The sequence below is a fragment of the Lewinella sp. genome (genome assembly GCF_050633125.1).
In the GTDB taxonomy this organism is placed as follows: Bacteria; Bacteroidota; Bacteroidia; order Chitinophagales; family Saprospiraceae; genus Lewinella.
On record NZ_JBOEFX010000084.1, the window covers coordinates 1 to 14,635 of the forward strand.

General features: G+C 45.8%; 11 protein-coding genes and 1 pseudogene. 6 read left to right on the forward strand and 6 right to left on the reverse strand.

The genetic code is table 11. The features are described 5' to 3' along the window. The 4 genes and pseudogenes from ACRBG0_RS18425 to groL all read left to right on the forward strand — a co-directional run. A pseudogene (locus tag ACRBG0_RS18425) lies at positions 1-401 on the forward strand (hypothetical protein); the annotation flags it as partial. A gap of 3 nt (positions 402-404) precedes the next feature. Beyond that, complete coding sequence (secG, locus tag ACRBG0_RS18430) at positions 405-659, forward strand: preprotein translocase subunit SecG (RefSeq protein WP_020534185.1); 255 nt, start codon at positions 405-407, stop codon at positions 657-659. Positions 660-1,151: 492 nt separating this feature from the next. Further along, complete coding sequence (locus tag ACRBG0_RS18435) at positions 1,152-1,415, forward strand: co-chaperone GroES (protein WP_020534183.1); 264 nt, start codon at positions 1,152-1,154, stop codon at positions 1,413-1,415. A 118-nt stretch (positions 1,416-1,533) separates the two neighbouring features. Then, complete coding sequence (gene groL / locus ACRBG0_RS18440) at positions 1,534-3,180, forward strand: chaperonin GroEL (protein WP_431488334.1); 1,647 nt, start codon at positions 1,534-1,536, stop codon at positions 3,178-3,180. A 181-nt stretch (positions 3,181-3,361) separates the two neighbouring features. Here groL and ACRBG0_RS18445 read toward each other — a convergent pair whose 3' ends face one another. The 6 genes from ACRBG0_RS18445 to ACRBG0_RS18470 form a co-directional block, all read right to left on the reverse strand. After that, positions 3,362-3,505: a hypothetical protein gene (locus ACRBG0_RS18445; protein ID WP_431488335.1), complete on the reverse strand. Its 144-nt coding sequence runs from the start codon at positions 3,503-3,505 to the stop codon at positions 3,362-3,364. 84 nt (positions 3,506-3,589) lie between these two features. Next, a complete protein-coding gene (locus ACRBG0_RS18450; RefSeq protein ID WP_431488336.1) occupies positions 3,590-6,139 on the reverse strand; it encodes a TonB-dependent receptor domain-containing protein in 2,550 nt (849 codons plus the stop codon). A 63-nt stretch (positions 6,140-6,202) separates the two neighbouring features. Next, a complete protein-coding gene (locus ACRBG0_RS18455; protein WP_431488337.1) occupies positions 6,203-7,615 on the reverse strand; it encodes an HTTM domain-containing protein in 1,413 nt (470 codons plus the stop codon). After that, positions 7,593-8,690 carry an imelysin family protein gene (locus tag ACRBG0_RS18460; RefSeq protein WP_431488338.1) on the reverse strand — a complete coding sequence of 366 codons (1,098 nt, stop codon included), beginning with the start codon at positions 8,688-8,690 and terminating at the stop codon, positions 7,593-7,595. Before ACRBG0_RS18460 ends, ACRBG0_RS18455 begins: the two co-directional genes overlap by 23 nt. 104 nt (positions 8,691-8,794) lie before the next feature. Then, the gene (locus ACRBG0_RS18465; protein ID WP_431488339.1) at positions 8,795-10,006 is read right to left on the reverse strand and encodes a DUF4856 domain-containing protein; all 1,212 of its coding nucleotides are present in this window, start codon (positions 10,004-10,006) and stop codon (positions 8,795-8,797) included. A gap of 242 nt (positions 10,007-10,248) precedes the next feature. Next, positions 10,249-11,802, reverse strand: coding sequence for a hypothetical protein (locus ACRBG0_RS18470; protein ID WP_431488340.1), 1,554 nt, complete (start codon positions 11,800-11,802; stop codon positions 10,249-10,251). Between the two features lie 161 nt (positions 11,803-11,963). Between ACRBG0_RS18470 and ACRBG0_RS18475 the strand changes: the two genes are divergently transcribed. After that, the gene (locus tag ACRBG0_RS18475) at positions 11,964-13,124 is read left to right on the forward strand and encodes a 2-isopropylmalate synthase (RefSeq protein WP_431488341.1); all 1,161 of its coding nucleotides are present in this window, start codon (positions 11,964-11,966) and stop codon (positions 13,122-13,124) included. Positions 13,125-13,181: 57 nt separating this feature from the next. Beyond that, positions 13,182-14,588, forward strand: coding sequence for a 3-isopropylmalate dehydratase large subunit (gene leuC, locus ACRBG0_RS18480; protein WP_431488342.1), 1,407 nt, complete (start codon positions 13,182-13,184; stop codon positions 14,586-14,588). Positions 14,589-14,635: the final 47 nt, after the last annotated feature.

The window sequence follows — 14,635 nt, forward strand, 5'->3', positions numbered from 1 at the left end:
ACCTCCCACCTCCCAATTCCGAATTTGAAATCTCTGCTTCTCTCCTCCAGACGCTCATCAGCGGGTCGCTACTAGGAGGTACACCTTTGGCGCCAAAAGCGAAAGAAAATTTTGCCAGCTGGCAACGCCAACGTAAAGGCCCCGGAAGCCGCTGGGACAAGCTTCGCCAACGGTCTTTGCGGAGTATTAAAGAAGAGGAAAACCCTGCAAAAGCAAAGGAGATGGCCAAGCAGAGTGTACAGGACCAGGCTAACCTTGCTTCGGAAACCCTGGCCAAGCTACTGACCCGTCAGGGGCAGTACCGCAAAGCCATAAAAATCTATGAACGTTTAAGCTTGTTATATCCAGAAAAAAGCCGTTACTTTGCGGCCACAATTGAAGAACTGAAACTAAAACAATAATATATGATCACCGGATTAACAATTCTGACCGCTCTGGTATGCTTGTTACTGATGGGAGCCGTTCTCATTCAAAACCCCAAAGGAGGTGGAATTGATTCTACTTTCGGTGGTAGTTCAGCTAACCAGGTATTTGGTGCTGCCAAGTCTACGGACTTCATTGAAAAGGTAACTTGGTACTTGGCTATTGCACTATTCGCGCTGTGTATTATCACTTCACTGGTAGCAGATAGCTCTGCAACTGACGCGATGGGCCTCTAAGCCTACTCGTCACAAGCATAAAAAGCCTGATCGAATCTTCGGTCAGGCTTTTTTTGTGGCGCCAGGTGAAATCAATCATAACCAAAGCAGCCTCACATCCTCCCCAGGCGCTGATAATCGGTCCCTCTAGCGGAGCCGTTTTCTACCCCGACTTTGCAAGTCGACCCCGGCATAAATGACGGGGAACCTACTAGCAGCCCCCAAGAAATGCGCTAAGGATAGAAGCGGTATGCGCGCAGTGCTGCCAGGCACGAGCACATAAGAGCGGATAGCCTGACCCGCAGGGGAGCGCCCAAAAACACCTCCTTACCACATAGTGTCCTGTCAAAATTTCACGGTCAAAATTGCAAACCTCTGCCGCATTTACCGTCAAACTGTCGCTTTGTCAGCTTAGGCGTATTTGGCACGTATTATGCTAATAGATCGGTGTTGTCATCATGGCAACTTCCCAATTAATAAATTATTTCAATCGATAATCAAACTTATTCATTTATGAAGCCCATCAACGACCGAGTAGTGATCAAGCCAGCTACGGCAGAGGAAACCACTAAAGGTGGTATCATTATTCCGGATACAGCCAAGGAAAAGCCCCAGCGTGGCGAGGTTGTAGCAGTTGGTCCTGGTAAGGACGGCAACTTGATGACCGTACAAATCGGCGATGTCGTTCTCTACGGCAAATACGCTGGCCAGGAAATCAACTTCGAAGGCGAGGACTACCTCATCATGCGCGAAGACGACGTTCTGATCATTCTGTAAGCTTTTAACAACGCTCACATCAAACTTCGAGATCATTGGTATTAGAAACCGGTTTTGCTACCTGTTTGCTTGCTAATGCTCAGATTTTTCCAAAAAAAATTCAAAACACATTATAGATATGGCTAAGGAAATTAGCTTTGACAGAGAAGCACGGGAGAAACTACGCAATGGCGTAGATGCCCTGGCGAACGCAGTAAAAGTAACGCTAGGACCTAAAGGTCGTAACGTTGTTATTCAGAAAAGCTTTGGCGCACCACAAATCACCAAGGATGGTGTAACCGTTGCCAAAGAGATCGAACTGGAAGACGCCGTAGCAAATATGGGCGCTCAGATGGTAAAGGAAGTAGCCAGCAAAACCGCTGATATTGCGGGTGATGGTACGACTACTGCCACTGTTTTGGCACAGGCTATGATCGGTGCAGGTTTGAAGAATGTTACTGCAGGTGCTAACCCAATGGACCTGAAGCGCGGTATGGACAAGGCAGTGAAAGCTGTTATTGCCAACCTGAAGGAACAGAGCGAAGTAATTGGTGATGACTTCGAGAAAATCAAGCAAGTAGCATCAATTTCTGCTAATAACGATAACGAGATTGGTACCCTCATCGCTGACGCTATGAAGCGCGTAAGCAAGGACGGTGTGATCACGGTAGAAGAAGCAAAAGGTACTGACACTTACGTAGAGGAAGTATTGGGTATGCAGTTTGACCGCGGCTACTTGTCTCCTTACTTCGTGACCGATGCTGAAAACATGATCACAGAGTATGATAATCCTTACATTCTGATCCACGACAAGAAGATCAGCAATATGCAGGATATCGTTCCAATTCTAGAAAAAGTTGTACAAGCTGGTCGCCCACTATTGGTGATTGCCGAGGATATCGAAAGTCAGGCATTAGGCGTATTGGTTGTCAACCGCCTACGCGCACAGTTGAAGATCGTTGCTGTTAAGGCTCCTGGTTTTGGTGATCGTCGTAAAGCAATGTTGGAAGACATCGCTGTATTGACTGGCGGTACCGTGATCAGCGAAGAGAAAGGCTACAAGCTAGACAGCGTAGAGCTGGAGCACCTTGGTCAGGCGGAGAAGATCACCGTTGACAAAGACAATACCACCATCGTAGACGGTGCTGGTACTGATGATTTGATTACAGCTCGGATCAATCAGATCAAAGCTCAAATCGAGTCTACCACCTCTGATTACGATCGTGAGAAGCTCCAGGAGCGTCTTGCTAAGTTGTCTGGTGGTGTAGCTGTACTTTACGTAGGCGCGCCTACCGAAGTAGAGATGAAAGAAAAGAAAGACCGTGTAGATGATGCGCTCCACGCTACCCGCGCAGCGGTAGAAGAAGGCATCGTTGCTGGTGGTGGTGTTGCGCTTGTACGTGCCATCTCTTCACTGGAAGGTATGAAAGGCGACAACGAAGACCAGACCATTGGTATCAATATCGTTCGTAAATCACTCGAATCTCCTCTACGCACCATTTCGGACAACGCTGGTGTAGAAGGTAGTGTGATTCTACAGAACGTAAGCAACGGCAAAGGCAGCTACGGCTACAATGCTCGTACCGATGTGTTTGAAGACCTGAAGAAAGCAGGGGTAATTGACCCAACCAAAGTTACTCGTATTGCTTTGGAGAATGCGTCTTCTATCGCTGGTATGGTACTGACGACCGAGTGTGTCATCAACGATAAGCCTGAACCAGAAGGCGGCGGCGGTATGCCTGGTGGTATGCCTGGCGGCATGGGTGGAATGGGCGGCATGATGTAAAAATCATGGCGTTGAGCCGCGAGGATTCGTAGCTTTACCCCCATAAAAAAATTAGCCCTCTACGCTTTGGCGTGGGGGGCTTTTTGTTTAGGGGTTTATTTGTTGAATGGTTGGGTTGGTCGTCTCTGCGTGTTAAATTTGTGAATTTAACCTGGTCGGCGGGTAAATTCATGAATTTACCCTATTCCAATCCTTCCTCCTCTTCCTTAGAACGATCAACAGCGGGGGCGGTACCGATCTTGTAAATCAAAAATCCAATACCCGCTACGATGTGCAGGATAACAATCGTGGCGATCACGTACAATAAGGTGTTACTTTCTCCCATAAAGCTTTTATTTTCAACAAAGCTGGGGAAGAAAACGCCTTAATTCAGTAATCTTGATCACAATTGCCGTATCCCGTACTGTCATTAAAACTCCATCACCAAAGTCGCCACATAAGCCCTCGGCGCAGAAGGGATAATTCCCGGCCCGGGGTAGCCTGTAGTGCGCCGGGTAAAGTAGCTGTTATTCAGCAAGTTGTTTACGTTGGCTTCCACTTTCAACCATTTGCAAAAACGGTAAGACAGGCTCATATCTAAAATACTGTAAGCAGGAATAGAACCAATGATACCGCTGAGGTTATCTTGCTTATTTTGTGGAGCATTGGTTGCATCGGTATACTGCTCAGAGAGGTAGGTGTATTGGAGAGACCCCAGCAGGTTTTTATAACCAAAACGCAAGCCAGTCTTCACATTGACAGCTGGCATAAACTCCACCCGCTTACCTGCTACGTTGGGGATTTTGGAAGCAAAATATTCCGAGTGCGTAAGGGCCAGGTTGATGAAATAGTTTAGCTGTGCTTCTGGTTTATTTTCTTGTGAGAAAGTGCCCAGTAAGTTCCAATCCAGTAGGCCTTCGAGGCCAAAGATGAAAGCTTGCCCGATATTGCCCCGCCAGCGTACTGGTGGGCCGGGGACTTCTATTGTCACACCTTCAGCGGTGACACGCGTACGAGGCCGCAGCACAGCACCCAACCGATCGTCGTACAACAAGCCAAAGCCACCGATCTCGAAAGCTACCTTCTCCAAACGGCCGCGCCAGCCAATATCCGCAGTAAAGCCACGCTCATCGCTGATATTGGGGTCTACCTGATCGGAAGGGTTTACAACGCGGATATCAGAGAAAGTGACGGAGCGAAAATTTTGGGAGAAATTGAGATACCATTCCGTATTGGGTTGTGGTTTATAACTAAGCCCTAGCCCAGCGAGGAAGATATTACGTGCAAAATCTCGGTTGTCTTCAAAGTATTGATCACGGATGGGATTACCTGCCAGATCGCGATCAATAGCCCGAAAACCGCCCTCACTGCGGGTGTGGATGTATTCATAGCGCAAGCCGGGTGTCAAGGAGAGGTTTTCACGTAAGTAAAAGATATTTTCAATAAAAAATGCCAGGTTGCGGTTGGGGAAAGTAAAGTCTGACTGCGCGTCATAAGTAGGAAACTCCTCCAGAGCAGACAGAAAATCAGCATCGCTACCATTAGTACCGGGGCCTTGAAAAGCTTCGTTGGTGGAATGATAGTATTTATTGCCAATCAGAAAAACAGCATCACGACTACCGATTTTATAACGATTCAGTAAGCGGGTTTCTACGCCCCAGTTGTTGAATTCACCGATCAGCAAATCACGCGGAGCGGAAAGGTCATCTACCTGACTCACCCGATTGGTACGAAAACCTACCGCCTTACGGCTGGCATCTAATCCAAAAAACTGGACAGAAAGATCGGTATTGACCGAAAACTTGTGATTCAATCGCAGCGCATACAATAACCAATCGACGGCAAACCAATTGCGGGTACGGTTGCTAAAGGCAGGATCGCGGTAAAACTGAGCATCCGTCAAGCCTCCCGCCTGATGCGCCAGGTAATCAAGGTAGGTCACTTCTAGGGCAAGCTTAGTTTTGGGTGTAAACTGGTAGCCTAGATGAGCATAGAAATTATGGGATTTAAAATCGGCGTTGTCCCGAAAGCCGTCTCCTTGTTTATAGTTATAAAAGGTGTAATAACTGAACTTCCCCAAGGTGCCAGACAAGCTATTGAAGGTGGTTCGCAGACCAAAGGAACCTACGGTTTGTCGGCTGGTTAGTGCAATTTTTTCAGAGGATGGCTTTTTGAAAACAAAATTCACGAGCCCTCCAAACTGGGTACCATACTGTAAAGAGGCCGCACCACGAATAATTTGAATCTCTCCCAAAGCCTCTGCTGGCGGGGTGTAGTAACTCTCGGGGTAGCCTAGTACATCGGCACTGATATCGTAGCCATTTTGCCGGGTATTGAAGCTGGCGGAGCGGTTAGGATCCAGGCCACGCCCGCCAATATTGAGTTGTAGGCCAGCGTCGTTGGCTTCCTGGATATTCAGTCCACTTACCTGGCCGTAGATTTGGCGGGCGTTGTTGGCTGCCGCGTTGACTGTCAATTGCTCCAGCAGGATAACTTCTGTCTTTTTGCCCGCGTAAATGGCCGTCCCTTCTACCGCTCGCAAGCGCTTGAGGGCGTAGATGCGTTCCTGTTCTTCACGTACGACTACTGCCGAAAGTTGCACTTGTAGGTCTGTTAGACGGAAATCTTGCACAACATCCTGATCTTTGACCACCAGCTGCTCTTCAATGGTATTGTATCCTTCTAAAAAAAGGTAAACCGTGTAGGTGTCATTCGGTAATTCAGTAATGGTAAAAGTCCCTTTTCGATCTGTAACCGCTGTCCTACTTATACCTGAAATGAATAGTTCTGCACCTATGATGGGTTCGTCAGTAGCCGCGTTTATTACGCGCCCACTAAAGGAGTGTTGTCCATACAAATTTCCGGCCAGCAAGCAACAAAGCAGCAAGCCCAAAGAGAGAATGCGTCCAAAATAAGTTGTCTCGTGCAGAGGCGCAGAGGCGCAGAGGTTTTTTAAAATCTGATTACCAAGTAGATACATTTAGATAATTATTTATCAGATACATATTTATAAACAGCCTCCAAAGAGAGAATATGATGAAGGTTAAAATCCTTTGATTTCATCACTAAAAGGCAACAGCCAGTTTTTATGCTTTAAAGAAATTTCAACTTGTGCCAGATCAACGGTAGGATCAACAAAAGGTTGACTACCACGGCCATTGAGCGCCACGTAGCTCTCTACGTATACTTGCGGTGACTTGAGACCTCTCTCTCGATAAGTTTCCGCCAGATAATGTGCATATTCCAGGATAAAATCCGGCTGAAAAGCCATTTGCTTCTCCTGAAAAGGGTTGAGGAACTCACTGTTGTCTACGTAGAACTGGCGGCCCGACTCCCCATCTACAACTTTGAATTGGGCATACCCTGCTTTTTCCATAAGCATCACTCGCCAGGAAAAACGGAAGCCCTGCTCTGTCCAAAACAGCTCGCCTGGGTAGAGCTGATAGCGGAAGGGAATCAATAGTTGCAGCGCGAAGAAGCAGGTGAGAATGCCAATCTTAAGGGTAGAGGGATTCGTGGCGATTGCATCGCCACTATGGCTAGAGGGTAGAGGGACTTTGGAGACGCTTGAAGAAACTGGCACCATTCCCAGCCACTCCCCTAGCCTAGTGATTGCTCTCAATATTCTTTCGTGAACTGCTGGCCCAAAAAAGATCAAAGTACTCACTATCATGATATAAGGAAACATGCCGATGGGAAAGAGAATTCGCGTAAGTAAATGAAAAATCACTACCGCTACAAACGCCAAGCCTCTGGTGGGTCGATACCACAACAAAAAAGGGATAAACAGATCATAAAAAGCCCCGGACCAGCTAAAGGCATAGGCCACCCAGGTTTCCTTTAACAAACTCCCAATCAAGGGAATACTGTCTTTGGTAGCCAACCAAATACGGAGTGGTTTGGCCTCCAAAAGCCAATCTGAATTAAGCTTAGCCAGGCCTGCATAAAAGTAGACGATAGCCAGTAAGAGCTTAATTGCATCAATTGACCAGCGAGGCACCAACGGCGCTGGCTCCGACTTTCGGCGCACATCCAACGAGTAATAAGCAGCAGCTGGTAGAAAAAACAGCAAAAAACTCATTACGCTAACAAAGTAGTAATGATTGAGGTAAGTCGTTTTATCCATCAACTCGATGTAGGTAAACGAACAGAAAAAGACAGCCACTGCCAGTCGGTAGCGGTACCCCAAAGTGATCATCAATGCTGCTAGCCCACAAAGCACAAAGAGCAGGTAAGTATACCCGCCCAATGGTTTGACCCAACCAAAACCGTAAAAAGTAAAATGAAACGATGGCTCCAAGTACAACTTTTCAATCCAGCCTAATGCAGCGAAGCGAGCCAGACTAATCAGCATTAAAATGCCAAAAAAGATCCGAAAAACAGCCAGCGGAGCAGCACTCGTAGTAGATTGAAAATAAGTCGATAGCCTTTCCTTAATCCCCATCGGCATCGACATAATCAACGTTGATATTCAGCTTTTGCAGCATGTCCACCTTGAGGTTAATCACATTGATTTGTAACTGATCATAGGTGGCCAACATAACCGCATTGTCGGTGGCTATTTGTTCCGTAAAATCATCGGCCAGCAACGCTGCCTGTACGCGAGTTAGGTTGAACTGTTCGTTGATGACTTCCGCTAGCGGCAAGCCATTTTTTTCGGCATTCAACTCCGTAAGGTAAGCAGCTAAACCAGGGCCAGTGCTGCTCCCATCAAAAGACTTCCCGTTGAAAAAATCCTGGACGGCATCAAAACTGGCCAGTAGCAATTCTTTGGAGAAGTCGCGCCGGTAGTAGGCCTCTACAGTATTATCAAGAGGAGCGCCCGAAAAAACGCCAGCAGGAATTCCTATTTTGCCTGCACGCAAGTGTTTTTCGTAGAAGAAAATGTAGTCGTTCACAAAACGATCTACAGAGGCGGTAGCAGAGTTGCCATCATTTGCAATAAATTCGTCTCTGTAGCGGTCTGTCCAATCGTCCAATACCGCTTGGGAAAGCGTGTTGATTCTATTCGCAACTGCTCGCAGATACAAACGATAGTTCTCATTATCAGCATATAAGTTGACCAATGCAGCTGCTTCATCAGCTAGGCCATAAAGCAAATAATCCAGTGCCGGAAAACCTTGCTGATCATTCGTTGAAGGTAACTCCAGGTTATAGGTACCGCTATTTATATTAGCATCCAAGGCCGCCACATCGACCGGGTAGATGTTGAGATTATTGGTCAGAAGCAATTCTTCCGCTTTACCAATTTCATACATGGCTACTTTTTGCCAGTCCAGATACGCAGTTTCCCAGGCGCTACGCAGCGCTGACAAGGTTCCCAACTCCGGGTTAGCGATAAAAGCATCAGCAGCTTCTTGCAAATCTGTGGTTGATGCTGTAAAAGCCACATAGCCGGGAATGATTATGTTATCAGCCCAGTGAGTAAGCATCGCTTGCCGATCAAAGTTGTCACTAGGTTGGGCGTTATCGTCTTCTCCACAAGAAAAAGCAGTTATTGTGAGAAGGAGGAGTAATAATAAATTTTTCATGGTACTATTTTCAAAATTCTAAAAACCCAAAACCCGGCGATCGGTTAAAGTCAAAAAATAACTTTAACCAATCGCCGGATAGCTACAGCAGATGCCAATCTTTTTTACTCAGCAGCCTCCGCTACTTCAAAACCAAAAGCTGTCGCAATAGCAGTAGAAATAGCGTCAATAGTAGCAGGTGTTACGTCCCACAAACCATTGGTTCCATCCCCCAGCAAGTCGGTCAAGAAAGCTTGTACTTCTGAGTTATCAAAATACGGTGTTTGAGCATCTCCACGACGGGAAAACTGCAAGCTATAGATAAATCCGTATGCTTCCGACAAGTCATGAAACACCCCACCATAAGCAACGGGTGTTGTTTCTAAAGCTTTTTTGCCTTGTTGCAAATAATAGACTCCACGAACCGCAATTACTTTAGAGACCTGGTCCCGAATAATGGCTGCTTGCTCATCACGAAGCTTGTAGTCTCCGGCAACGATGGCCGCTCTGCCCAGCTTGAAAGCTTCATAAATATCATCGGCGATGGTCATAAAATCAGGATCACTCGCAACACGACCGACATATTCGTTAAGGAAATTATCATCATCACCAATCGTCAGATTAGGCTCAGCAGGGTTGGCCGATAAACCGTAAAGGTAACCGTAAGCTTCATCCCACTTGTGTTCCATATTGGTATAACTTTCTCCTTCGACGGTCGTTTCGTTATCATTTTCCGTACGGTTACTTGCTTCGTCTAGCACCGCAGTACTGAGGTAGTTGTTGAGCATCTGGTCCATCATTAAAGCACCAATAAGGCTTTTATTGACCATTTGATTGTACTCTAGGCCTTGTGCATTAACGTAACGGACACTGCTACCGTCAGCAATTTGCCCAGGCGTACCAGCTGTTGCAAGTTGTTGGTTGGCAGGAAATACTTCACTGACTTGCGCATTTAGCCAGTTGGTAAAATCTTCTTTAATGGTCGCAGCAGCAACAGTATTGGTAGAAAAATAATCAACCGATGCAGCTACTTTAGATTGGATACTCTTGGTTGAGGCATTCAAGTCTGCATTGGCAAAGGGGTCAACACCGTCTGGGTTTGTATACATATCCTGCAACTGCTGAGCTGTGAAGGAAAAATCCTTCATTGCCGCAATCAGCTCCTCTCCCATCAGGATACGATCCGTTTGGCCAGAAAAACTAACGGAAGATTCATTATTACGAGAAAATTCGTAAGTATCAGGTACATTTATTGAAGGGCCTTGATCATCGTCGTCACAGGCAAAAAAAGTGGTCACACTTAACAAAGAAAGTAGGGTGATTAAACGGAAATTCATTTGGTTGCTTTTATTTAAACTAAATCTAAATAGTAGCTCAAATGTAGAACGCCCCAATTCCTTAGACAAATTCTACTCCTCCCAAAGAGCAACAATCCCTAATATATACCTAACTGTTAGGTAGCTTTGATCGGCAGAAAACGTAATATGAACTTTGGCATAGCTGGTTACTCTGCAATATCCAGTCGATTTTCTGCCGGGCAGCTCTGGAGGATGCCTTCGGCAAAGCCCAGCTCACTGTTCTACGTTTTTTCCTCACGCGCCATAAATTTCCGACGGATAACTTCTTGCACCGGAATCCCCTCTATTTTGCTTTCCAGCCACGAAATGATATCCAGATAAAGGAAAGGGCGGCGCACAAATGGTCTACCTTCTAATTTGGAGAGGGTATCTTTTAGGCGAACAAACTCTATATGCAGCTCATCCGTCCTGATGCGAGGTGTCTTACGAATAAAGAAAAAGATTTCTTTTTGAACCTCATTCAGTTCTTCCTGCTTAGCCAGGAAGCGGTAGACAGATTTCACCTGATACTCTACCAACTGGCGATTACCTAATTCAAAGTGGGCGATAAGATTAAGAATACGAGCAAAACTCTGAATGTCTTCCCGGTAATCAGGGTTTTTCTGATTAATAATCAGATTGAGGTAATCAATGGCTTTACTGTTATTTCCGCTACCAAAATAAAGACAGGCTATACGGTAATAAAAGACCAATACCCGGCGGTTATCCCAGTAATAAGTTTCCTCCTCTATGATCTTCATGAGTGGTTCCACCAACACAATTCCCTCGGTAAAAGTACCTTGTAAAAAGTGGAATTTTATTTGATGAATATACCAGAACAAGTAATAGAGGCCCTCTATATTCTTGTTTTTGCTCATGTCGTACTGGTCAGGAAAAGCCTCCAATATTTGCATGACTTCACAAAAGCGCTGGTACTGCAAGGTATTAAAGAGCGCATTCAACAACTTGTGCAAGCCCTTTAGATATTCCGCAGGGTGAAGTCGTATAGAATTCGGAGAACCATCAAACAAGGCTAGCCAACGCTCACTGTAACGGAAACATTGCGGAAAATCCTGGCGCATGTGGTGATACCAATAATGAGCTTTGCTATGATAAACTTTGCTCCAGAAATCCAATTCGTGATAATCAACATTTGGAAGTTGTGCATCAAAAGTTACTTGTGCAAAATCATACTCTTTTTGATTGCGCACGTATCCCACCTTTAGGTAAAGAGCATACATTTGTAAACTCAGGTTGGAAAATTGATTCGTACGATGTAAAAGCTCAGTAAGCTCTGCCGCCTCTTGGCTCAAAGCATCTGCCCGTCCTTCCATGCTCCCCGTAACATACTGGCCTTCAATTCTTTTTTCAAATTCTAAAATTTCCAGCGTTAGCGTATCAAATTTAGCTAGGCGCGCTTTTTGTTTTGCCTTATCCAAAATATCAAGCGCTTGCTGGTACAAGCCTTTATTATAGAGAACCCGAGCATAATCAATAGCCTCTCTGATCTCAATATCTTCATTGTAATTTTTACTCAGTAATCGCAGACTAGTAAGCAATTGCTTATAAAGATGTGCTTTGAGATTACTCAATTGAGTCTTCTTAATATCCGGTATTTTCTTTAGCAGTGTAGGCTCATCATACTCCTGGTGTTTATCCAAATGATCAAAGAGCTGAAGAAAGAGAATATCATTAGACGACTGGTTTCGTTTAACAAATAAACGAAAGTGTCGCTTTTCTGCTCTGGTTAGCGAAAGAATCAGTTGGAGTAAATCATCTGTTTTCTGCTTTGGCATTGTAATTTTACCTTTACTAAACCCCTGATAAACAATATTTTAAATCAAAAACAAGTCTAATAGCATCTTGTACTACTTGACTATTTTAACTATCGAAGATAGCCATATCCAAATATCTTTGAATTATACAAACATACAAACTTAGAATTATTTCTATTCCTATGGCAACAGAGCATATTTTTATCTTCGACACCACCTTGCGCGATGGCGAGCAAGTTCCTGGCTGTAAATTAGCCACTCCGCAAAAAATAGAAATTGCGCTACAGCTGGAAGCCCTAGGGGTAGATATCATCGAAGCTGGCTTCCCGATTTCAAGCCCCGGAGATTTCAACTCCGTAGTTGAAATCAGTAAAGTGATTAAGAATGCCCGTATTTGCGCCCTATCCAGAGCAGTAGACGCCGACATCAAGCGAGCTGCAGAAGCTTTGGTTTATGCCAAGCATCCGCGTATTCATACGGGTATTGGTACTTCACAATCTCATATCCAGCATAAGCTGCGTTCTACCCAGGATAAAATCCTGGAACGGGCGATCCATGCTGTAAAATATGCAAAGAAGTTTGTAGAAGACATAGAATTCTACGCAGAGGATGCAGGACGCACAGATAACGAATACCTTGCACGAGTTTGCGAAGCTGTAATCAAAGCAGGTGCTACCGTACTGAACATTCCAGATACAACAGGCTATTGCCTTCCCGAAGAATATGGTGCAAAAATTGCTTTCCTCAGAGATAATGTAAAAGGCATCGAAAACGTCGTATTGTCTACCCACTGCCACAATGACCTTGGTCTGGCAACTGCTAATTCCATTGCAGGCATTCAGCATGGCGCTCGGCAGATCGAATGTACCATTAATGGCGTAGGCGAAAGAGCTGGCAATACCTCCTTGGAAGAAGTCGTCATGATTATGCGTCAGCACCCTTATCTAAACCTGGACTCGAAGGTCAATTCCAAGTTACTCAACCAAACCAGCCGTTTGGTGAGTGAAAGTATGGGTATGCCAGTACAACCTAACAAAGCTATTGTAGGAGCCAATGCTTTTGCTCACTCTAGCGGTATTCACCAGGATGGTGTCATCAAGCGCAGGGATACTTACGAAATCATTGATCCCAAAGAAGTGGGTGTTGATACCAGTAAGATTGTGCTCACCGCCCGTAGTGGCCGTGCAGCCTTGGCCTACCGTTTTAAAAACATCGGCCACAACCTGAGCAAAGTAGAATTGGACATTGCTTATGCCCAATTTGTACAAGTTGCTGACGTCAAGAAGGAAGTCAATGATGAGGATTTGGAAGAAATCCTTAAGCGCGAGCAGATAACAGCATAGTACTTCCTGATAGGACATTGAGTCCTCGTATTCATTAAAAAAACCTAACCAATAATAATGGCTAAGACTTTGTTTGACAAAATTTGGGATCGCCACGTAGTGAAAACCATCGAAGGAGATCAACAAATTTTGTACATCGATCGCCACTTTATCCACGAGGTCACCAGTCCGCAAGCATTTGCTGGCCTTCGTGAGCGTGGATTGCCGGTATTTCGTCCAGCACAAACCATTGCTACGGCTGATCACAACGTACCAACTATCAACCAGCATTTACCTATTGAAGAGCCGCTTTCGCGGAAACAGGTAGATGCCCTTACTCAGAACTGTGCCGAATTCGGCGTCAACCTTTACGGGTTGGGCCACAAATACCAAGGTATTGTCCATGTTATTGGCCCTGAGCTGGGTATTACGTTGCCCGGTATGACCATTGTTTGCGGAGATAGCCACACCAGTACCCACGGTGCTTTTGGTGGTATTGCCTTCGGCATTGGAACCAGCCAGGTAGAACAAGTGATGGCCACCCAGTGCGTCTTGCAGCGCAAGCCTAAGAAAATGCGTATTTCCGTTGATGGAGAACTGGCACCTGGGGTTGTCGCCAAAGACATCATTCTCTATATTATTGCCCAACTAGGTGTAGGTGGAGGCACTGGCTACTTTGTAGAGTATGCGGGCTCTGCTATTCGCAACCTCAGCATGGAAGGCCGGATGACCATTTGCAATATGAGTATTGAGATGGGCGCTCGTGGAGGATTGATTGCACCAGACGAGACTACATTTGCTTATGTAAAAGGCCGCGAATTTGCCCCTAAGGATGCAGATTGGGACAAGCAACTTGCCTATTGGAAATCCCTCCCCACTGACACGGAAGCTACTTTTGATAAAGAATACAATTTCCGGGCCGAAGACATTCAGCCCATGATCACTTACGGCACCAACCCTGGCATGGGGATGGGCGTAGCGGCACAGATTCCGGAGCAAGCTAAAGCCGGAGAAAGTGAAGCAACCTTTCAGAAATCACTGACCTACATGGATGTCCAGCCCGGTCAGTCGCTATTGGGCCAACGCATTGATTATGTGTTTATCGGTTCCTGTACCAATTCTCGCATGGAAGACTTGCGGATGGCTGCTGCCTTAATTGAAGGGCAAAAAGTCGCTTCCCATGTCAAAGCTATGATTGTACCCGGTTCGCAGCAAATAGCACTACAAGCGCAGGCGGAAGGCTTAGATAAGGTATTCATCGCTGCTGGTTTTGAGTTTCGTCAAGCGGGCTGCTCCGCATGCCTTGGTATGAACGAAGACAAGGTGCCCGCAGGCATGTACTGTGTTTCTACCAGCAATCGCAACTTCGAAGGACGGCAAGGCCCCGGAGCACGCACTATCTTGGCAAGCCCACTGACTGCTGCTGCCGCTGCCATTGCAGGTGAGATTGTAGATGTAAGTAAACAGGCGGGCGTATTGGCTTGATAGGGATTTGAACCACCTAAGGAGGGGGTTTATTTTGAACCATATAA